Origin of the sequence: Endozoicomonas sp. ISHI1, assembly GCF_024606225.1 — a bacterium.
Taxonomy (GTDB): Bacteria; Pseudomonadota; Gammaproteobacteria; order Pseudomonadales; family Endozoicomonadaceae; genus Endozoicomonas_A.
Window position 1 is genome coordinate 23588 of record NZ_JAGRPU010000008.1, and the last position, 18639, is coordinate 42226.

The window sequence follows — 18639 nt, forward strand, 5'->3', positions numbered from 1 at the left end:
ACGGGCATTAACAGGTTATGAGCTTCGCCTTTGGCTATTCTTTTATATAGAGTTTCAAGGGCTTATTGCTAATGTTACTGAAACATATTCCAGGTTTGCTCTTCAACCCGGAAGCGAATGGTCTCAGATTCGTTCCCGGTATAATCAGACAGCCCCTCTAACGAAACTGGTTACGGTCTTTTTCCGGGAATCAGGACCGAAGACGGAATTTATACTCGACTAAGGAGTCAGTGCAATGGATGGCAGCAAGCTCCCAACGGGTCTTCAGCCCACATCAATGAACCCTCACGCAGCAGCGCCAGATGTCGGGGAAACGGAAAAGGTCGGGCGTAGCCGTCGTCAGAACAGAGTGGTCAAATCCATCAGGAATGTTCTGAAAAAGTTGTCAGGACTGGCTAAACGGACGCCTCGTGATGCTCCGATACAGCAGAGACAGGTTGCCATAGTCAGGCAGCCCGAACCCTGGAGGGTGTCTGGCAATACCCGCCCCCCGGCTCAGGCAGACAGCATTTTCAAACAGCAGGGCTATGTCTTTGACGAGGTGACAATGGATCAGGGTGACAAGCCTGAGGTTCAAAGGGCTTATCAGCAGGCCAGAAATCAGTATGAGAGTGCGGCCGTCTCTGTAGCGAAAGAAGTGCTCAGTGAAGCCCGGCAACAGACGGATAGTGGTGAGCTGATTCTGGCAATGAAAGAGTTCATCCAGCAGCATGAGCAAAAGATTCATCAGGACTATGAACCCGTAACGAAAGAGATGTTGGATGATCTTCGGAAGCTCCCTCATAAACTCCTCAACGAATTATCTCTGAGAAATGTCGATAGAGAGGTTGCTGGTGAAGTGTTCAAGATGCATCTGCAGGAAAGCAGGGATACCCAGACCCTTTTAAATCACTACCAGATGCCCGTGTCCGATGCTGAGGTGGCTGTTCCCGGCAGTACTCATGACCACAAAGAGTTTTTCAAGTTACAAAAGCTACAGTTTGATACCGCCAGAGAGGTTCTGAATAATAAACTTCAGTCGGCCCGGGGCGAGGGGGATAAAGAGGTTGCGGCGCGATTGACCAATCTTGATCGACAGCTATTGAATGAGTTAGGACGACTTCAGCAAACGGTTCAGTTAAAAGGCGATGAACCTGTCAGCAAAGAAGAGATGCGCAAGGCCAACGAAGATTATCCGAAAATGCTGCAGGATGCCCTGGTGTCAGCAGGGGTTGATAAACAAACCGTGGCCAGCGATTTCGAGGCGGCTTATATCAACCAGTTAAATAATCGTTCCTGGAAAACGACAGAAAAATCTTTTTCTCAGGCTGGTATTGAATTCATTTCCAGGCAGCAGCCTGCGGCTGAAATCAGAGTGCCTGAGTCTGTAAAGGGTGAAGTATCCCGCCTGTATGATATTGACTATGAAGGTCGTGGGGTCGGCTGTCTTGATTCCACCAATACAGATCATGCCACAAGCCTGAATCGCAGTGATTTTTCGATTAATAATAGCAATGTCTATACTGGCATACGGCATGGGATTGCTGATCCCTATGGTGTCAAAGGGAATCCGGATCTCAGGGCTGAAGGGGGGAAAGCGAGGGTCAAGGAAATCCTGCTTTCGGCCCTTGCAACCCGGCCTGATATTTTTGAACAAGCTCTGGCAGCAGCAGAAGGAGGGCCAGTTCCGACCCTGATGACGACTTCCACTTCTCTGGTCACTACCGGTCTGGGTTCTGGAAAAGAGAGAAAAATCCAAAAAGCTCAGAATGAAGCTTTCAAACACTTTACCGATCCTGCAAAGCAACCTGTTACACTAGAACTTCCGGGGGCTGATGGACAGACCCGAACCATCAAACTTAATTTCAAACAGGCACGCTTTAACATTCCTGTAAACTGGGGTGGGGTGGGTGGCGCTTCTCTGTTAACAGGTGGGCGATCTTTCCAGAAAAAAATGAACGATCCTGCTATGGAAATGCTGGTGGGCAAGTCAGATAAAGCGGGCATTCAAGGGGGGATGGCCGGTGAATTTCTCAGTAATATCTCAAAGAAAGGTGAGGCCATCATGGCGCAGGCCAGGGGCGCCGAAGCGGCTGGTGATAGAAAAAAAGTCTCTGAACTGAATGCTCAACTGGATCAGTTAAAAAGGGATGCTCGATCAGTAGAGGATCTCACTGCCCAGATTAAGTCGATCTATAAAAAAGGTCGGCACTACCATCATCATCATGATGCCTATAAACTGGCGTGCAGAGTAGCCCTGTTGACTCATAAAGTGGGGGCTGTGCCAATATCCAATTGCAAAAGCGGTAAAGACAGAACTGGAATGCTGGATGCCGAAATCAAGTTTCTGGCGGCCAGAATTAATCCGGAAACTGGCAAAGTACCTGAGCCTGGGCCTATTTTGGATCCTGCTGACAGAGCCTTGTTCCAGACGATTCTCCGGGAAAGCGGTAATCTGGAAGTTCAGGAACAAAACGTGGGTGTCCGGGGGTATAAAACAGAACATGTTAAATCGATCACCGAAAGAGTTGGTGATCCTGACATTCGTGAAGAAGTCAGAGGGCTTTCCAAAATAGTGCGCTCCTGAGGAATTTTGTCTGTATGGCGCGGTCTAAGCTGGATGGGAAACAGAAATCAAACATACCGGGAGACACATTTATGAATAATAGGATCAAACACACAGGGATCGTCTTGCTGCTTTCATTCTCTCTGGCCGGTTGTACGACCGATCAGACAGGGACTACCTACTCTGCTTCTGAAGCGCGTCAAATGCAGACAGTCCGGTTTGGTACAGTAGCTGAATCCAGACTGGTCAAACTGGAAGGTACCCAGGGCGAGGTTGGTACTGTGGCGGGTGCAGCGGTGGGTGGTATTGCCGCTTCCAGTATTGGTGGTCAGCGTGAAAGCGCCATTGCTGCAGTAGCTGGAGCCGTTGCCGGTGGTGTTTTGGGTAATATGGCCGAGAAGAAAATTACTTCTAAGCAAGGGGTTGAGCTGACAGTGAGGCTGGATGATGGCTCTTATGTTTCTGTTGTTCAACAGGTTGACCCTGCGGTTAACTTCGCTGCGGGCGATAAGGTAAAGATCCTTACCCAGGGCACTGCCAGTCGGGTTGTTAAGGTGCAGTGAAGTAAAGGTGGATGGGCTTGCTCAAAGCCCTCTGACAGCTTCTCAGAGGATCTCCTGAGGTCTCAAAAGGTAATACTCTACAAACAGTTTTGGCTTATTATCCACTTTAAATTTGGTCACAGGCTCAAATGCAAAACGTCCCAAAAATTCAGCCTCAGGGTAGTTCTTTTCAAGCCGACGCCTGACCTCTCCTGAGTACCGTTTGCCATCCATTATGACAATGATCCCGCCTTTATTGCGGAAATCTTCTTCTTTCATCCAGAGACTTTCTTCCCGGTTCAGGCCAAAATATGGAATGGTTTTTCGATTGCGGCTATACGCCACCAGTTCAGCAACGTGGTAGTGAAGGCCGCCCAGATAAGGCATGTAACGGTCGTTCTCAGGGTGATCTCCCTGATGTAATGCCCATAATTCTTCCGCTTTTAGCATCTGGGCCCGTAGAGGCGTGAATTCCACCGAATCCCAGTAATCCTCATCAAAGACAGGTTTGAACAGCAAGTAGCTGCATCTCAATGAGACAAACAATAGCCCAGTGAATAAACACCAGAACGCCACTCTCTTGAAACGCTGGTCATCAATCAATGGACGAGTCCAGGCCAGCAATAGCAGGGGCAGCCAGGCAAAGTAGGGGGTAGCCCACCGGGATACGAGCTTTTCACCGGTTATCAGTCCAAACAAGAGTGTAAAAGCGAATGGACCTGTAGCTATGGCGATTAGAAATACTTTTTTGAAGCGATCATAATCGACAAGAAGCTTGGGGGCTCTGAAAAGTGGGATCATTAGAAGGAAAAATACAAGAACATTACCCAGGTTGTTCTTAATAAAGTCCAAAGGAAATATCAGATGATCCCAGTTTGAACCTGTTCCGTAACGATCACTGTCAACGTAGTTTTCTCCCAGATAGCTTACTGCCGCAAATTCATGCTCCCATAGCCAATATAGATGGGGGGAGGCGATGGCCAGAGACAGAATCCCGCCCAACCAAGGGCCAATGGAGGAAAGAGCGAGGTTGCCTTCCCGGGTGATTAAAAGAACAATCAGTAAGGGAACAAACAATACAGCGACCTGATATTTAGTCAGGATGGCCAGTCCTGACATGATTCCAGTCAGCAGCCAATAACCCAGAGATTGGCGGGTCACTGCAAAATAAAAAGTCAGGACAAGAAAGGCCCAGATTGGGTGCTGAAGCGTATCTGGTGTTAGCCTTTCTACCCGGTTGCTGTAAAAGAGAATGCCCTGTAACAGAAAGACCGCCAGCAGTGCGCCTGCCTCGGTTAAATATTCTCTTGCAAGACGCCAGACAGCAATAAAAGCAATCACTACGCTGATCTGGGCAAATAGATAGACAGGCCAGTCGCTGGCGTCACTTAAGTTTGAGGAAAGAGCGGCAGTCCAGGCTGCCAATGGAGGATGTTTTTCATACCCCCATTGCCAGAGATTCCCCCAGGCAATGCCTTCAAGTGTGTCAGAGTGAAGCGTGTTTCTGACTATCCAGGGACCGAGGGTCCAGAAAATTAGCTGGAAAAAGCAGATCAGGCTGAGCCAGCGAAAAGGGTGTTTTATTACCACGGATGAGGGTGAAGAGTCAGCAATCATTGCTTCATTCTGCACAGATCCACTCCTGTTTGTTGACAGCTGTCTGGAAATTGTTGGCTCGATAAATAATCAAATTCTAACTGTCTGGCTTTTGGATGATCGAGTTTTTTTTGTCCCGCGGTTTTACCAGGGTGGCACATGATTAGCCCTCTGTCGTATGAATCAGAGAGCCACGATGACATCAGGGTTGCGTAGTTTACTTCCGGTTTCAGTGAATAAACACCAGCAAAGGAAGTATTGGTATTGATGCCCTGATTGATCAATTCACGGAGTAGGTTCTTACTACCGGAACCTTCAATAATATAGCTTTTCAGTTTTCCACCGTGACGGATAACCGGGGTAACGCTTCTCACCCAGAAAGAAGGTGCGGGCTTATGAGCGTCTAATACCGATAACAGAGCATTACGCACCATGGGCAGGTGGTGTATATGCTGATGGCCATCAACAAAGTCCGGGGCTCTGCCGGTAGCGTCTATAAAATGCTGATATTGCGTCGTTATTTCTTCCACCATTGCAGTCCTGTCCAGCAAGCGAAGATGGCTCCTGATTAATAGCTGATTCAGGCTGGGGAACCCGTCCTTGTAAAAGGAACTGAGGCCTTTTCCTTCTGTTAAATTCAGATGCAGGCCAATATCAACCTTTTCCCGGATGTTCGTCAGGCTTCTTGCCTGCTTTATCCAGTCAGGGCCAGTGACGAGGCAGCTAGTGGCCTGAATTGTGCCCTGACTGGCCAGCTGCAGAATAGCTTCTGATACCCCGGGGTGTATCCCATAATCATCTGCGCACAATGTTATTCTTTTCATTTAAAGGCCCAGTATTTGCTCAGGGTATAAGTGACCAAAGGTATTGTGGCCAAAACGATAAAGCTGGCCATCAGATAATTTAAAGCGGTGTAGGTTAACAGGAGGGTATAAAGCGACTGATTGAGTACAAAGCTGCAGAGTAACTGAACCAGCAGGAATTTCACCAGAGCATTGCGATGAACATGCTGCTTGTGATTAAAAGTCCACAGTGAATGCCCCAGGTAGCTTACGACAAAAGCCAGAATGAAAGCGGCAGGGTTGGCCAGCAATGGGGCTAATTGAGTCAGGTCTACCAGAAGCCAGAGGACCCAGAGGTGAACAGCTGCAGCCGCAGCACCGGTGACAATAAACTTAATCGGTCGCATTACTGTCCTTCTGATTTTTGAATCCCAGCTGTCTTTGTATCAGGTACATTGGGCGTTTTTTCACTTCGCAGAAAATACCGGCAATATACTCACCCAGTATCCAGAGAGACAAAAGCTGTATGCCACCGATAAAGGTGATAGCGACAATAACCGTGGGCCAGCCTGGCAGAGGTGCACCGAGAACAAGGGTTCGAAAGATGATAAAGAATGCATAAAAAACCGAGATAAATGAAATAATCAGTCCGAGCCCACCTACAATCCTTAGCGGTAGAGTAGTGAATGCGGTAATGCCTGAAAGAGCCAGACTGGTCAGTTTGCCGTAGCCCCAGCCGGACTGTCCCGCTAGCCGGCTTCTGACCTGAAAGGGTAGGCCTATACTCTTGTAACCCACCCAGGCATAGATGCCTTTCATGAACCGGCTGCGTTCTGGCATGGCTTTCAGGGCATCGACAACGACCTTGTCCATTAGTCGGAAGTCGCCTGCGTGAGCCGGTACATCAATGCCTGTGCTGGAATGCATGATTCGATAAAAAAATTGTGCGCCTTTCTTTTTCAGGAAAGATTCGTTTTCCCTATCTTGACGAACGCCGTAAACCATCTGGTAACCCTGCCGCCAGTAATCAACAAAAACAGGAATCATTTCCAGAGGGTGCTGAAAGTCTGCATCGATCAGAACCACAGCGTCACCGGAAGTGGCATCAATTCCGGCAGTTAATGCGGTTTCCTTGCCGAAGTTTCTTGATAGCTCGACCAGCTTGATCCTCGGGTCATCACAGAATGGCTCGACCAGTTCAACTGTTTTGTCGGTGCTGCCATCATCCACCACAATAATTTCAAAACGCTCAGTGATGGCTTCCAGTTGCTCTTTCAGTGTTTCCATGAACTGACTAATAACCGGACTTTCGTTGAAAACCGGCACCACACAGCTGAGTAAAAATGAGTTATTAACGGGCATCTTGTCTCCGGCTCGATAATTTATAGGGTCATGAGTCTCGCGCCTCATCCTTGAATAGGGAGCGTTACATCCGACTCATGGCTACTTTTGATTGTTATTATTTATCGGCTTGACACTGTTTCCAGTAAGGCTCAATTCATTCAACTGCAGAAAAAGAAAAAGGTTCCTCTTCGGTAAAGATGCCACCTCCATCGTAGTGGCTGATTGAGCACTTCCGGCTCATTCTTGTGGCTATAAATTGAGCAAAGGTCTGCATCCATAGTGGTATGGTGTCAGTGAAAAAGCAAGTCGCGATCATAGTTTGGCAGGACTGAAACAGGATTGGGGATGACTCCTTGTCGTTATCAGAATCTTTTAGCCGGAGCATTCTGTCAGCCCGTGGCACAGAAGCATGACCAATGTCCTGTTGTCTGATAGTGTATAGTCCGGATTGTGAGATCATACACGGACCTTTTGACGGAGTAGCTATGAGAAAGGAGCATCTGATCGCCCTGGCATTTGGTATTGGTATTCTGGCTGTTGCCGCATTGCTTTACCTGATGCAACCCGTTGCTGAGCCCCAGCAGGAAGTTACTAACAGTATACTTGTTGAGACTCCCGTTGAACCCGAGGTAGAAATCAGGGCGCCTGAAGAAGACGATGGCTTCCCTTTGCAGAGCGGTGATGTGACACGGATTATTATTGATGATGAAGCAGAGGATATCAGTGATATTCTGTCTGAGAAGGTTCTGATTAACGACGAAGTGGTGGACCAGAGCGAATTGGATGAAATGGATTAGTGAGATATTTCAGTTGAGGCTTGTTGATTACAAGTTTATGGGTAATATCTCACAAAGCCTGAAGGTTTTTTCCTGCATTCTGTCCACCATTGGGTTGATAGATTGAAGGTGCATGGACAGCGAATTCACACGGATGTGAACCTACCATGGATAAACGGGTAATTGCCCTGAATCTCATCTCAGGGTTCTCGCCCAGCCTTGCCTTTGTTGTGATCAGTTATAAAATCTCCATGAAGTATTCTCATCAGAATGTTTGAGCATTCTCCGGGATAATGGCCCGATGATTCCAGTCATGTTTTTGTTAAAATACAACTCAGATTCACTCCGAAGCTAAATTCAGGTTTTTGGAATAGACTGCGTATCTGACTTATGGCTTATTGGACTCTTACTGAGAGTTCAGATGGATTTATAAGATGTCACCTTTCATAGAACCCGAAATTCTGGAAACCCTGCTCACTGACCCTGAAGTTGTTGTCCTTGATGCCCGCTTTAGTCTCTTTGATCCCACGCTGGGGCAGACTCTCTACAGTCAGGGGCACATCCCTGGTGCCCGATACATTGATCTGGAGAAAGATCTTTCTGCAGCGGTAGTTCCCGGGAAAAGCAGCAGGCATCCTCTTCCGGAGCCCGAGGTGTTTGTTGAACTATTGAGAAATCTGGGTATCAGCAAAACAACCCATGTCGTTGTTTATGATGAGGCTGATTATACTATGGCTGCCCGAGCGTGGTGGCAATTGCATTGGGTTGGTGTGAAATCTGTTCAGGTTTTGTATGGTGGCTTCAAGAGTTGGACTGCTGGCTGCTATCCTGTGACGACTGAAACACCTGTCGTTACCCTCTCTGACTTTACGGCTAACGTTAATCACAGCATGACGGTCTCTGCCAATGAAGTTATGGAACAATTGCAAAATCCGGCTTTTCGTTTGATAGATGCCCGCGCTCCTGAGCGTTTTGCCGGAGAGGTAGAGCCTCTTGACACTAAAGCAGGTCATATACCCGGGGCTATCTGTTATCCATTCACTTCAAATATGGATGATTCAGGTTCTTTTCTTTCTGCAGAGCAGTTGCAAAAACAGTTGGGTAATCTGATGGTGGATGGGCTTGACCCTGTGTTCTACTGCGGCTCCGGTGTTACTGCCTGTCATAACCTTCTCGCTATGGAATACGCCGGTTTGTCGGGTGCCAAACTGTATCCGGGTTCATGGAGTGAGTGGATTACCGATGAAAGCAGGCCCATAGCAACTGGTTTGAATTGAAGCTATGTGCAATCCGGTTGAAAGCCTCCGGGGCAGGATGTTCCCGCCACAAGCGACTAATGACTGAACTCTGTATACTGTGCACTTTTCATTGAATGCGCTAAGGGCAGAGAAATGGGCAGCAGTTATAGATTCCCGATTGGTACTCCTGGTCAAAAGTGGGGAGAGGAAGAGCGTAAAACCTGGTATGAACAAGCCACTATTAAACGTGAATACCAGAAGGAAGTTGTGCCCAAAATCATGGCTTTGAAAGAGCACTACGATGTTGAGCAGTATGGTGCCCTGTCCTACGATGTTGAACGTTTTCCCCTTTATGCCATCAAGAGCCGAAACTGGGACTCCAGCAAGCCCGTTGCTCTGGTGACCGGTGGAGTCCACGGATATGAAACCAGCGGAGTCCACGGTGCGTTAAAGTTTTTGGAAGCCGAGGCTCTGAATTTTGTAGATCACTTCAATATCCTGGTGGCGCCTTGTATCAGCCCATGGGGTTATGAAACCATCAATCGCTGGAATCCCAACGCCATTGATCCTAACCGTTCCTTTTATAAAGACAGTCCGGCGGAAGAGTCTGCCAACTTGATGAAGCTGGTGGCGGGTTTGGAGCAGGAGGTATTGATTCACATCGATCTGCATGAAACTACAGATACCGATGAAACAGAATTTCGTCCAGCTCTGGCAGCACGGGATGGTGAAGACTATCTGGAAGGAGGAATACCTGATGGTTTCTATACGGTTGGCGATACTGAAAACCCTGTTCCCGAATTCCAAAAGGCTGTGATTGATTCTGTCAGGCAGGTGACGCACATAGCACCCGCAGATGCTCAGGGCAATATTATTGGTTCCCCGGTGACTCAGGAAGGTGTGATCCACTATCCAATGAAAAAGCTGGGCCTGTGTGGTGGTTTGACAGACTGTAAGTTTGGTACGACGACGGAAGTTTATCCGGATAGCCCAAAAGTGACAGACGAAGAGTGCAATGATGCTCAGGTCACAGCCGTTGTTGGCGGTCTCAAGTATGTGATCGGTCAACTCTGATTGTGAACCGGCGTTTCCTGCTGTCCGCAATGACTGCAGGAAACATCTGCCGCAAACTGGCTCCGGGAAAATATAAACTGACAGGATTCCGGATCATCAGCGCAGCGGAGTCAGCTCGCGAATATCTTTTTCCATGGCCAGCTTACTGACGACCTGATTCTGACTGGTAAAGCCTGTGACAGACATTTTTACTTCGTAGTGGCCTCTCTCTGGAACCAGTTCAGCAGAAAAATTGCTGATCTTCAGACCGTCTTCTGCACTGGAATTCAGTACTTTTTCAAGATTGTCCAGGCTACCTGTGGTGACCAGTCTGAGTTTAAGCACGCTCACTGTATTCTCCTTCTTTTCCCGTGATGCTTTATTCCGCAAGGGCAAAAAAAAAGCCCCCGGACCTTCTCTTGGTGCGGGGGCTGCGTTCTCTGCTTTTCAGCTATCCACGACAGGCCCCGCAGCACATAATAATGCCACGTTTCATCATGGTTTTGGTCACGGATAGCATAGAATTCATCTTGGTTAATGCGCTTGGCTAAATTTCCAGTGCATTGTATATCAAATTTTTCAATTGTGTGTAAAGGCTTTTTACTGAGAGACTCAAAGTCAAAAAAAGCTGCCCGGTTGTCTCAGGTTAGGCTTTATCCATTACTTTCATGTAAAATGACCCGTTATGTTCATGAGGCAATACGACGCCCTGAGAGGAGTAAATGAAACAATGGCAAGTTGATAGCTGGAGAGAAATGCCTGTCATCCAGCTGCCGGTATACCCCGATCAAGATCACCTTCAACAGGTGGAACAGCAGTTGCACCGCATGCCGCCACTGGTCTTTGCCGGTGAGGTAAGGGCTTTGCGCCAGAAGCTGGCAACTGCTACTCAGGGCAAAGCATTTCTCTTGCAAGGTGGTGACTGTGCTGAGAGCTTTCTGGAGTTCTCGGCAGATAATATTCGGGATACCTTCAAGGTCTTGATGCAGATGGCTGTTGTGCTGACATTTGGCGCCAGCTGTCCAGTCATCAAGGTAGGCCGAATGGCTGGCCAGTTTGCCAAGCCCCGCTCGTCAGGTACCGAAGTCATAGAGGGTATTGAGCTGCCGATTTATCGCGGCGACATCATTAATGGTATGGAGGCCACAGCCGAGTCCAGGATTCCAGATCCTCAGAGAATGCTTGATGCCTATCATCAGGCATCATCGACTCTGAACCTGCTCAGGGCTTTTGCCCAGGGGGGGCTCGCATCCCTGGAACAGGTTCATGCCTGGAATCTGGATTTTGTCGCCAGCAGCCCACAGTCTGAGCAATACAGTCATCTGGCCGATCGAATTGATGAAGCGCTTGATTTTATGAAGGCCTGTGGTATTTCTTCCGAGCATTCCAGAGTGATCAGTGAGACTGATTTTTATACCTCCCATGAGGCTCTGTTGCTGCCTTATGAGCAGGCCATGACCCGTCAGGACAGCCTCTCCGGCAACTGGTATGACTGCTCGGCACATATGCTCTGGGTAGGTGACAGGACTCGGCAGGTTGAAGGTGGTCACGTTGAATTCGTTCGGGGTATCAGCAATCCAATTGGTCTGAAAGCGGGTCCAACCATGCCTCCGGAAGATCTGATTCGCCTGATTGATCTGATCAACCCGGATAACGAAGCCGGTCGTCTGAATGTGATTGTGCGTATGGGTGCTGATAATGTTGAAAAGCATCTGCCAGAGCTGATTCGAGCTGTCGAGCGAGAAGGGCGCCAGGTGTTGTGGAGCTGTGATCCCATGCACGGCAATACATTCAAGGCTTCTAACGGTTACAAGACACGTGAGGTCAGCCGAATTCTGCGTGAAGTGAAACAGTTCTTTGCGGTTCACCAGGCAGAAGGCACCTATGCTGGCGGTGTTCACTTTGAAATGACCGGTCAGAAGGTTACAGAGTGCATTGGTGGCTCCCGTGCAGTGACTGAAGATTCTCTGGGTAATCGCTATCATACTCACTGTGATCCAAGACTGAATGCCGATCAGGCGCTGGAACTGGCTTTCATGATTTCCGATACTTTAAAAGACTGTCGTAAATTGCGAGAAAGTTGATCACGATGATTTAGTCGGACAGGGGCCTTCGGGGAGGAGCGGTGAATGGTGTTGTTAATGCCGCCAACTCAGCAAGGAGGGGTTGGTGTTAATGACTTCTTCAATGGCTATCATTAAGCAGGAATCTTCCCGGCTTGGCTAAGAAAGTAACCATCAGCGGAAAAAACACCTTACACTACAAAAGACGTTCTTGAGCAAGTTGAAGGGTGTTCTTTTTTTAGTCGGCTGAATTTTGTGGCAAATACTTTTGTCAAAGGCGAATCATTTTGGTAGATTAGCCGCCGTTCCGTGACGGGGTCTTAAGAGCCTGTCGCGAAAAAAAGACGGGGTATAGCGCAGTCTGGTAGCGCGCCTGCTTTGGGAGCAGGATGTCGGGAGTTCGAATCTCTCTACCCCGACCAATCTCTTACAACAGAATTATCACAGTTTCTGGACGGAACACGGGGTATAGCGCAGTCTGGTAGCGCGCCTGCTTTGGGAGCAGGATGTCGGGAGTTCGAATCTCTCTACCCCGACCAATCTTTTACGACAGAAGCATTACAGTTTCTGGTCAAACCACATCGGGGTATAGCGCAGTCTGGTAGCGCGCCTGCTTTGGGAGCAGGATGTCGGGAGTTCGAATCTCTCTACCCCGACCATTTTCACTGCTTTTTTCTGTCTATAGTTTTATGTAACAACCAACAAACTACACACAGAAGAAATCCCATGGCGATTTTAGAACTGGTTCCGGAATCCAACCCTGCATTAAGAACTCCCACCACTCCTGTTACTGACTTTGGTTCGGATTTTCAGAAAATCGTGGATGACCTGTACGAAACTATGTATGCCGTCAATGGTGCCGGACTGGCTGCTACCCAGGTGGGTTTGGGAATGAGAGTGGCAGTGATTGATGTCTCATCTGATAAAAGTCAGCCCCTGGTCATTGCAAACCCGGAGATTATTGAGAAGTCAGGTGAACAGAAAATGGAGATGGGCTGTCTGTCACTGCCGGGTTGCTGGGCCGCGGTTAAGCGGGCTGGCTGGGTAAAAGTCAGGGCTCAGGATCGTTATGGTCAATTTTTCGAGATTGAGGGTGAGGGTATCCTTGCAGAAGCTTTTCAGCACGAAATTGATCATCTGGATGGTGTGTTGTTTATTGATAAACTCTCGGCTCTGAAGCAAAAAATGGTGCGTCAGAGAGCACGCAAGGCGCTAAAGCGGCATGAAAGGGGGAATAAATAAGGTTTCAGGCAGTCTTGATTCAGAAATTATCTGACTCCTATGGGTAGCTAAATAAATAGCTTAAAAGATGTAAAATAGAAATGTATTCAAAGTGAAAGGAACCTTGTTTATTTCAGAGTTTTTTTATGAGTAAAATAAAGTCAGCTTCCTGGCAGCAGAATGAAATGATTTAGTCTACTTTTGATAAGGTCATATTTATTGGATTGAGGTTGTTGTTTTGCTCATTAAAAAAATAAAGAATTTTCTTCGAACGGGACGTCGTTCTTTATTCATAGTTTTTATTGTTTCTATTCCCTGGGCTGCTGCTGAAGGATCAAACAGTCTGGTTATTCAAGCACTCGCAATTAATGCTTATCTTGATTATCTCTATAATCTTGGACAGGGTAATCTTGAAGGGGAAAGTACTTCTTCAAGACCTTTTACTATTGGTCTGGATGGACCTTCCGGAGCCGGTAAATCCACCTTTCTTGATGAATTTACTCAAGAACTTCGAGCTGCTGCTGCAAATTATCATCAATTACAGCCGGATCTGGCAGGCAGGGCCTGTAATCTTGAAACGCTGGGGATTGATACCTTTTTACACTCCCGCGCAGACAGACGTGAAATGTTCAGTCATCTGGGCGATGGTGCATCCGGTAACAACGATGGTAAAGAGTATCGCGCGGACTTGAGAGACAGATGTCTGGCAGCAATAGCCCGGGGTGATTCTTTTCGGTATACCCCTTATTGTCGTCATCTGGAGGGTCGGTTGGGCCCGGAAGAAACCCGGAAGATCACCTGCGATATTCTTATTATCGAAGGCACTCATGTTAATGATCCGGGGGCTCGGGCTTCCATTGATCATGCCTTGTTTCTTAATAGTGATGATAATTTAATTAGCTGGAATATGTGGAAGCGAAATTATCTTCTGGGCAATCGGACTCAACAAGAATTGTTTGCCATTTTGCAGGTTTTGTTTGAACAGTTTAAAACCTGGAGGGAAAGAAATGCCGACCTTTCAGATGTTCATTTTTATTGGCATGCAATTAACGAAGTCCCGGAGCTGACGGAAGAGACGGTTGATTCAGTGCTGCCAGAACTGGTTCGACAGTTGCAACTTCATCATTTTAATTCGGGTTTTGCCCTCGCTCGCCTTTTTCAACAGAACCCATTGAGTTCGGAAGTATTTAGTGCTCGTATGCGTCATCACTTTCAACCTTTGATGTCTGGAAGAAGTCTGGTGGCGATGGAGCATGAAAGGTTTCTTTCAAACATTAAGACGTTGTTGGAACCATTGGGGTTAACTCTTTATCAGGTCGAACATGGTAACGAGTGTTTATTTGTTTCACTGGAGTCTGTCCTGCGACCGTATTACTTGAATCGTGACAGAGTCATTGCCCTGTTAAGACAATTATGGAATGCCTGGAAGAATAACAGACTAACTGATGCCCAGAGAAGACTGCTAGGCTGGGTTGCCGGAGATATTGAGGCCGAAGCTGATTTTCTGTCACAAGGTAATTTGGGTGGGCTTCCTACGATTTTGATGACATGGGCAGCCCTGATGGGATCGAGTCATCCACCCGACAAGCCCTTGTATCTTATGATCCGTTTAGGAAGTGTGATTAAGCTTTGGAGCATTAACCTGGATGGCAGCATTAGTGAATTAGCTGCTCTTCCGGAAGGTGAGCCGGTATTGATCTACGATGGTGTCAATCGCTGGATGTTTGCTACGCCCGGACAGGGTGTGCCGGGTGATATGGCTGGGGTGGTTCCGGTGGTTCATCCGAATGCTGGCGTTCACAATGGCGGAGGCAGTGACGATGATTCAGGTTTCTATTCTTCTTCCAGTTCCAGTTCATCTTCGTCGCTGTCATCACTCTTGAGCTCAGCGGTCGGTCCTGTTCGCCAGGTTGATGACATGGTGATCGGGGGTAATCTAACTGAACCTCTGGAGACGGATTCCAATGAGGTTATTTTCCCAGGATTGATAATGCATTCTCAGTAGTAGCCCGCGCGATCTCTTTTACAGAGCTGGAACGTAATTGTGCGAGATGCTTCAGAACAACAGGTAATCGGGCGGGAGTGTTCCTCTGGCCCTGATAGCCTGACATCGGCATATCCGGCGCATCGGTTTCCAGGACTATACTACTCAGAGGCAACGAGGTGGCCAGCTGACGTGTTTTTCTGGCCCTCTCGTACGTGATTGTGCCGCCAAACCCCAGCTTGAATCCCAGTTCTATATATTGTCGGGCTTGTTGTTCACTGCCAGAAAAGGCATGTACGATGCCACCTCTCTCCAGTTTGATTTGTCTGATTTGTTTGAGGATCTCATCGTGTGCTTTTCGGCAGTGCAGAATGACGGGCAGTTTAAAACGGTCGGCAAGTTCCAGTTGTCGGACAAAATAGAAGTGCTGTTCGTCACGGTTTGAGTCAGTCAGCGAGTAGTCCAGACCTATCTCACCCACTGCACAAACGGTTTCGGAATGACGCGTCAGGAATACTTTCAGTTCATCAAGGTGATGAGGTTTATGGCTTTTCAGAAAATAAGGGTGTAATCCAAGTGCGGCATAAAGTCGCACAGAATCTGGCACCGAATGAGCTTGTTTCAGCACTCTGGGCCAGTAACGGGCTTCCGTTGCTGGTATGCAGATTGAGTGGACACCTGAGAGCCAGCATTGTTCAAGGGTTTTATTACGATCCTGATCAAACTCAGGAAAGTCCAGATGGCAGTGGCTGTCGAACAATTCCGGCATGGGGGTCATAATGATCACATATTTGGTCACAGAGCGTCAGTCTGTTATGTTACCCCGATGAAAATAAAGCAGTACACAGGGCTGGGTGTTTTGGTGGTGCTGATTGCAGCATTGGTTTTTTTACCCCGCTACTTCAAGCTGGAATCTGAAACAGGGCTGACCCGACAGAGCTATCAGAAGAAATGTCTGGTGTCTGAAGGATGTCGACTGACGACAGGAGACAGTCAGATTGAGCTGAATATCAGGCCATCCAGCCTGCCAAAGCTGGAACCCCTTGATGTTGAAGTTCGTCTGAAAGGTCTGTCTGCAGACAGGATTACCATGGAGTTTATTGGTCGGGACATGTCAATGGGATTAGCTCCTTTTCCACTCTACAAGCAGCCCTCTTTTTTTGGGTCTACGGTCTACAGTGGTGTGGGCAATCTGACGTTTTGCACGGTTGATAAGGAAATGGTCTGGTTGGCCAAACTGGTGATTGAGTCAGGTTCCGAAGTGACAACGGTTGTTTTTGAACTGGAGAGTTAAAGTATGAAGCCTTTGGCAGCTATTTTCGCAATTGTTTTCCCCGCCATGACATCTATGGCCCTTAAGGCAGCAGATGTTGAGATAAAGGATCAGTACGCAAGAGCGGTACCGGCTGTTTCCAAAAACTCTGCGGCGTTTCTGACTATTACCAATAAGGGTAAACAAGATATCAAGCTGGTCTCTGCTGACAGTGCCAGTGCGGCTCGTGTGGAGCTGCATGGCCACAAGCATGAAGGGAATATGATGAAAATGTTCGAGCTGGAAGATATTGATATTCCGGCAGGCAAGACAGAATCTCTGAAAAGCGGTGGCAATCATATCATGCTGATGGGGTTGAAGAGACCAATGGAAGCCGGTGGTGAGGTTGATATCACCCTGCACTTCTCTGACGGAGATGCTGTAGATGTCAAAGTGCCGGTAAAAGATCTTCGTCAGCAAACTAAAGATGCGGCCCATGACAGTGCCATGAAACATGGTGAGATGAATCACGGCTCAATGGATCACGGCAGCATGGATCACTGAAGCTGGTGCAATTCTGGCGATGCAGATAAGTTGATCCTGCTACTCCGCTTTTTCGACACCTTCTAAAAGCCAAGTGGCAGGATACAGGGGAGGTTAGTGCTCACGGGTCATTCGGTAGGTGATATCCGGGTAGCGTTCCTCTGCCAGTGAGAGATTAACACGGGTGGGTGCCAGATAAGTCAGGTATCCACCCCCATCAATAGCCAGGTTGTCGCCACACTTCCGCTTAAACTCCTCCAGCTTGCGCTCGTCTGCGCAATCCACCCAGCGGGCAGTATTGACGTTGACCGGTTCGTACATGGCTTCCACTTTATATTCATCCTTGAGACGACGCATAACGACATCAAACTGGAGTACACCTACCGCACCCAGGATCAGGTCGTTATTGTTCAGAGGCATGAAAAGCTGGGTTGCGCCTTCTTCTGAAAGCTGTTGCAAGCCTTTCTGAAGCTGTTTGAGCTTCAGAGGATCTCTCAGGCGAACGCGTTTGAAAAGCTCGGGGGCAAAGTGTGGAATTCCGGTAAAGCGGATCTCTTCACCCTGACTGAAAGTATCGCCAATCTGGATGGTACCGTGGTTATGCAGGCCGATAATGTCACCAGAGATGGCTTCTTCCACATGGGAGCGATCACCGGCCAGGAAGGTCACAGCGTCGGCAATTTTTACATCTTTGCCGATCCGTACATGCTTCATTTTCATATTACGGGTGTATTTGCCAGAGCAGATGCGCAGGAAGGCGATGCGGTCACGGTGTTTAGGGTCCATATTGGCCTGGATCTTGAAGACAAAGCCGGAGAATTTGGCTTCGTCCGGTTCCACGGTTCGTTGGTCTGTTTCTCGGATCAGGGGGGCTGGAGCCCACTTGGCAAAGTCATCCAACATTTCACGGACACCAAAGTTGGCCAGGGCAGTGCCAAAGAAAACAGGCGTCATCTTGCCGGCATGATAGGCTTCCAGATCAAACTCGTGGCTGCCGCCACGTACCAGTTCCACTTCATCCACAAAGTCTTCGTGAATATCACCCAGCAGCTCTTTAGCTTCTTCAGACTCAAGTCCCTTGATACGAATGTCGTCGGGTATTGTGTGTCCCTGACCCGGTGTGAAGAGGTGAATGGTGTCGGTGTAAAGGTTATAAACCCCTTTGAAGTTTTTGCCCATGCTGATCGGCCAAGTGATGGGAGCGCACTGGATTTTCAGGATGCTTTCCACTTCGTCCAACACTTCAATCTGGTCCCGGACTTCACGGTCCATCTTGTTGACGAAAGTGAAGATAGGGGTGTCTCTCAGACGACAGACTTCCATCAGTTTAATAGTACGGTCCTCGACACCCTTGGCGCCGTCAATCACCATCAGACAGCTATCCACAGCCGTCAGGGTGCGGTAGGTGTCTTCTGAGAAGTCTTCGTGTCCGGGAGTGTCTAGCAGGTTGACAGTGCAACCTTTATAAGGGAACTGCATGACCGAGGTAGTGATCGAGATCCCCCGCTCCTGCTCCATTTTCATCCAGTCAGAAGTGGCCATGCGACCGGTTTTGCGGCCTTTTACAGTACCTGCCATCTGGATAGCACCACCCAGAAGCAGGAGCTTTTCCGTGATGGTGGTTTTACCAGCGTCCGGGTGACTGATGATCGCAAAGGTTCGACGCTTTGCCACTTCGGGGGATAATCCACTCATTGATG

The 18639-nt window shown here is 48.2% G+C and carries 18 protein-coding genes and 3 tRNA genes; 13 read left to right on the forward strand and 8 right to left on the reverse strand.

Annotation, left to right across the window (positions count from 1 at the left end; genetic code table 11):
* Positions 1 to 235 precede the first annotated feature (235 nt).
* Positions 236 to 2566, forward strand: a complete 2331-nt coding sequence (locus KBW69_RS07145; RefSeq protein ID WP_257275980.1) for an inositol phosphate phosphatase SopB — start codon at positions 236 to 238, stop codon at positions 2564 to 2566.
* Between the two features lie 71 nt (positions 2567 to 2637).
* The gene (locus KBW69_RS07150; RefSeq protein WP_257275978.1) at positions 2638 to 3108 is read left to right on the forward strand and encodes a glycine zipper 2TM domain-containing protein; all 471 of its coding nucleotides are present in this window, start codon (positions 2638 to 2640) and stop codon (positions 3106 to 3108) included.
* Between the two features lie 42 nt (positions 3109 to 3150).
* Here the strand turns inward: KBW69_RS07150 and KBW69_RS07155 are convergent, their stop codons facing one another.
* The 5 genes from KBW69_RS07155 to KBW69_RS07175 all read right to left on the reverse strand — a co-directional run bounded on the left by KBW69_RS07155 (position 3151) and on the right by KBW69_RS07175 (position 7269).
* Positions 3151 to 4704, reverse strand: a complete 1554-nt coding sequence (locus KBW69_RS07155; protein WP_257275977.1) for a glycosyltransferase family 39 protein — start codon at positions 4702 to 4704, stop codon at positions 3151 to 3153.
* Entirely contained in the window at positions 4701 to 5507 is an 807-nt protein-coding gene (locus KBW69_RS07160) for a ChbG/HpnK family deacetylase (RefSeq protein WP_257275976.1), read from the reverse strand. Before KBW69_RS07160 ends, KBW69_RS07155 begins: the two co-directional genes overlap by 4 nt.
* Positions 5504 to 5872 carry a GtrA family protein gene (locus KBW69_RS07165; RefSeq protein ID WP_257280454.1) on the reverse strand — a complete coding sequence of 123 codons (369 nt, stop codon included), beginning with the start codon at positions 5870 to 5872 and terminating at the stop codon, positions 5504 to 5506. The genes KBW69_RS07160 and KBW69_RS07165 overlap by 4 nt, the downstream gene beginning before the upstream one ends.
* Positions 5859 to 6827 (reverse strand): glycosyltransferase family 2 protein, encoded by a 969-nt coding sequence (locus KBW69_RS07170; RefSeq protein ID WP_257275972.1) that lies wholly within the window; start codon positions 6825 to 6827, stop codon positions 5859 to 5861. Before KBW69_RS07170 ends, KBW69_RS07165 begins: the two co-directional genes overlap by 14 nt.
* Before the next feature lie 136 nt (positions 6828 to 6963).
* Positions 6964 to 7269 (reverse strand): hypothetical protein, encoded by a 306-nt coding sequence (locus tag KBW69_RS07175; protein ID WP_257275970.1) that lies wholly within the window; start codon positions 7267 to 7269, stop codon positions 6964 to 6966.
* A 25-nt stretch (positions 7270 to 7294) separates the two neighbouring features.
* Here KBW69_RS07175 and KBW69_RS07180 point away from each other — a divergent pair, with 25 nt between their 5' ends.
* The 3 genes from KBW69_RS07180 (at position 7295) to KBW69_RS07190 (ending at position 9897) form a co-directional block, all read left to right on the forward strand.
* Positions 7295 to 7606: a hypothetical protein gene (locus KBW69_RS07180; protein WP_257280455.1), complete on the forward strand. Its 312-nt coding sequence runs from the start codon at positions 7295 to 7297 to the stop codon at positions 7604 to 7606.
* A gap of 413 nt (positions 7607 to 8019) precedes the next feature.
* Positions 8020 to 8862 carry a sulfurtransferase gene (locus tag KBW69_RS07185; protein WP_257280456.1) on the forward strand — a complete coding sequence of 281 codons (843 nt, stop codon included), beginning with the start codon at positions 8020 to 8022 and terminating at the stop codon, positions 8860 to 8862.
* Between the two features lie 114 nt (positions 8863 to 8976).
* Complete coding sequence (locus KBW69_RS07190) at positions 8977 to 9897, forward strand: M14 family metallocarboxypeptidase (RefSeq protein WP_257280457.1); 921 nt, start codon at positions 8977 to 8979, stop codon at positions 9895 to 9897.
* A gap of 96 nt (positions 9898 to 9993) precedes the next feature.
* Here KBW69_RS07190 and KBW69_RS07195 read toward each other — a convergent pair whose 3' ends face one another.
* Entirely contained in the window at positions 9994 to 10227 is a 234-nt protein-coding gene (locus tag KBW69_RS07195; protein ID WP_257275964.1) for a hypothetical protein, read from the reverse strand.
* 371 nt (positions 10228 to 10598) lie between these two features.
* Here KBW69_RS07195 and KBW69_RS07200 point away from each other — a divergent pair, with 371 nt between their 5' ends.
* The 6 genes from KBW69_RS07200 (at position 10599) to KBW69_RS07225 (ending at position 15165) form a co-directional block, all read left to right on the forward strand.
* On the forward strand, positions 10599 to 11960 hold the full coding sequence (locus tag KBW69_RS07200) for a class II 3-deoxy-7-phosphoheptulonate synthase (RefSeq protein ID WP_257275962.1): 1362 nt from the start codon (positions 10599 to 10601) through the stop codon (positions 11958 to 11960).
* A gap of 324 nt (positions 11961 to 12284) precedes the next feature.
* A tRNA-Pro gene (locus tag KBW69_RS07205) sits at positions 12285 to 12361 on the forward strand.
* A gap of 40 nt (positions 12362 to 12401) precedes the next feature.
* Positions 12402 to 12478 (forward strand) — tRNA-Pro (locus KBW69_RS07210).
* Between the two features lie 43 nt (positions 12479 to 12521).
* Positions 12522 to 12598 (forward strand) — tRNA-Pro (locus KBW69_RS07215).
* A gap of 67 nt (positions 12599 to 12665) precedes the next feature.
* Positions 12666 to 13181: a peptide deformylase gene (gene def / locus KBW69_RS07220; protein ID WP_257280458.1), complete on the forward strand. Its 516-nt coding sequence runs from the start codon at positions 12666 to 12668 to the stop codon at positions 13179 to 13181.
* Positions 13182 to 13398: 217 nt separating this feature from the next.
* Complete coding sequence (locus tag KBW69_RS07225; protein WP_257275320.1) at positions 13399 to 15165, forward strand: P-loop NTPase fold protein; 1767 nt, start codon at positions 13399 to 13401, stop codon at positions 15163 to 15165.
* Here the strand turns inward: KBW69_RS07225 and KBW69_RS07230 are convergent.
* Complete coding sequence (locus KBW69_RS07230; RefSeq protein WP_257275321.1) at positions 15131 to 15943, reverse strand: TatD family hydrolase; 813 nt, start codon at positions 15941 to 15943, stop codon at positions 15131 to 15133. The genes KBW69_RS07225 and KBW69_RS07230 overlap by 35 nt on opposite strands.
* 27 nt (positions 15944 to 15970) lie before the next feature.
* On the opposite strand from KBW69_RS07230, the gene KBW69_RS07235 reads away from it, so the two are divergent.
* Positions 15971 to 16438, forward strand: coding sequence for a hypothetical protein (locus KBW69_RS07235; RefSeq protein WP_257275322.1), 468 nt, complete (start codon positions 15971 to 15973; stop codon positions 16436 to 16438).
* 3 nt (positions 16439 to 16441) lie between these two features.
* The gene (locus KBW69_RS07240; protein ID WP_257275323.1) at positions 16442 to 16960 is read left to right on the forward strand and encodes a copper chaperone PCu(A)C; all 519 of its coding nucleotides are present in this window, start codon (positions 16442 to 16444) and stop codon (positions 16958 to 16960) included.
* Positions 16961 to 17053: 93 nt separating this feature from the next.
* Here KBW69_RS07240 and KBW69_RS07245 read toward each other — a convergent pair whose 3' ends face one another.
* Entirely contained in the window at positions 17054 to 18634 is a 1581-nt protein-coding gene (locus tag KBW69_RS07245; protein ID WP_257280459.1) for a peptide chain release factor 3, read from the reverse strand.
* Between the last annotated feature and the right edge of the window lie 5 nt (positions 18635 to 18639).

Bases quoted from the DNA above. Each gene is read 5' to 3' on its own strand.
- KBW69_RS07145 (WP_257275980.1), top strand. From the start codon at position 236: ATGGATGGCAGCAAGCTCCCAACGGGTCTTCAGCCCACATCAATGAAC.
- KBW69_RS07150 (WP_257275978.1), top strand. From the start codon at position 2,638: ATGAATAATAGGATCAAACACACAGGGATCGTCTTGCTGCTTTCATTC.
- KBW69_RS07155 (WP_257275977.1), bottom strand. From the start codon at position 4,704: ATGATTGCTGACTCTTCACCCTCATCCGTGGTAATAAAACACCCTTTT.
- KBW69_RS07160 (WP_257275976.1), bottom strand. From the start codon at position 5,507: ATGAAAAGAATAACATTGTGCGCAGATGATTATGGGATACACCCCGGG.
- KBW69_RS07165 (WP_257280454.1), bottom strand. From the start codon at position 5,872: ATGCGACCGATTAAGTTTATTGTCACCGGTGCTGCGGCTGCAGCTGTT.
- KBW69_RS07170 (WP_257275972.1), bottom strand. From the start codon at position 6,827: ATGCCCGTTAATAACTCATTTTTACTCAGCTGTGTGGTGCCGGTTTTC.
- KBW69_RS07175 (WP_257275970.1), bottom strand. From the start codon at position 7,269: ATGATCTCACAATCCGGACTATACACTATCAGACAACAGGACATTGGT.
- KBW69_RS07180 (WP_257280455.1), top strand. From the start codon at position 7,295: ATGAGAAAGGAGCATCTGATCGCCCTGGCATTTGGTATTGGTATTCTG.
- KBW69_RS07185 (WP_257280456.1), top strand. From the start codon at position 8,020: ATGTCACCTTTCATAGAACCCGAAATTCTGGAAACCCTGCTCACTGAC.
- KBW69_RS07190 (WP_257280457.1), top strand. From the start codon at position 8,977: ATGGGCAGCAGTTATAGATTCCCGATTGGTACTCCTGGTCAAAAGTGG.
- KBW69_RS07200 (WP_257275962.1), top strand. From the start codon at position 10,599: ATGAAACAATGGCAAGTTGATAGCTGGAGAGAAATGCCTGTCATCCAG.
- def (WP_257280458.1), top strand. From the start codon at position 12,666: ATGGCGATTTTAGAACTGGTTCCGGAATCCAACCCTGCATTAAGAACT.
- KBW69_RS07235 (WP_257275322.1), top strand. From the start codon at position 15,971: ATGAAAATAAAGCAGTACACAGGGCTGGGTGTTTTGGTGGTGCTGATT.
- KBW69_RS07240 (WP_257275323.1), top strand. From the start codon at position 16,442: ATGAAGCCTTTGGCAGCTATTTTCGCAATTGTTTTCCCCGCCATGACA.
- KBW69_RS07245 (WP_257280459.1), bottom strand. From the start codon at position 18,634: ATGAGTGGATTATCCCCCGAAGTGGCAAAGCGTCGAACCTTTGCGATC.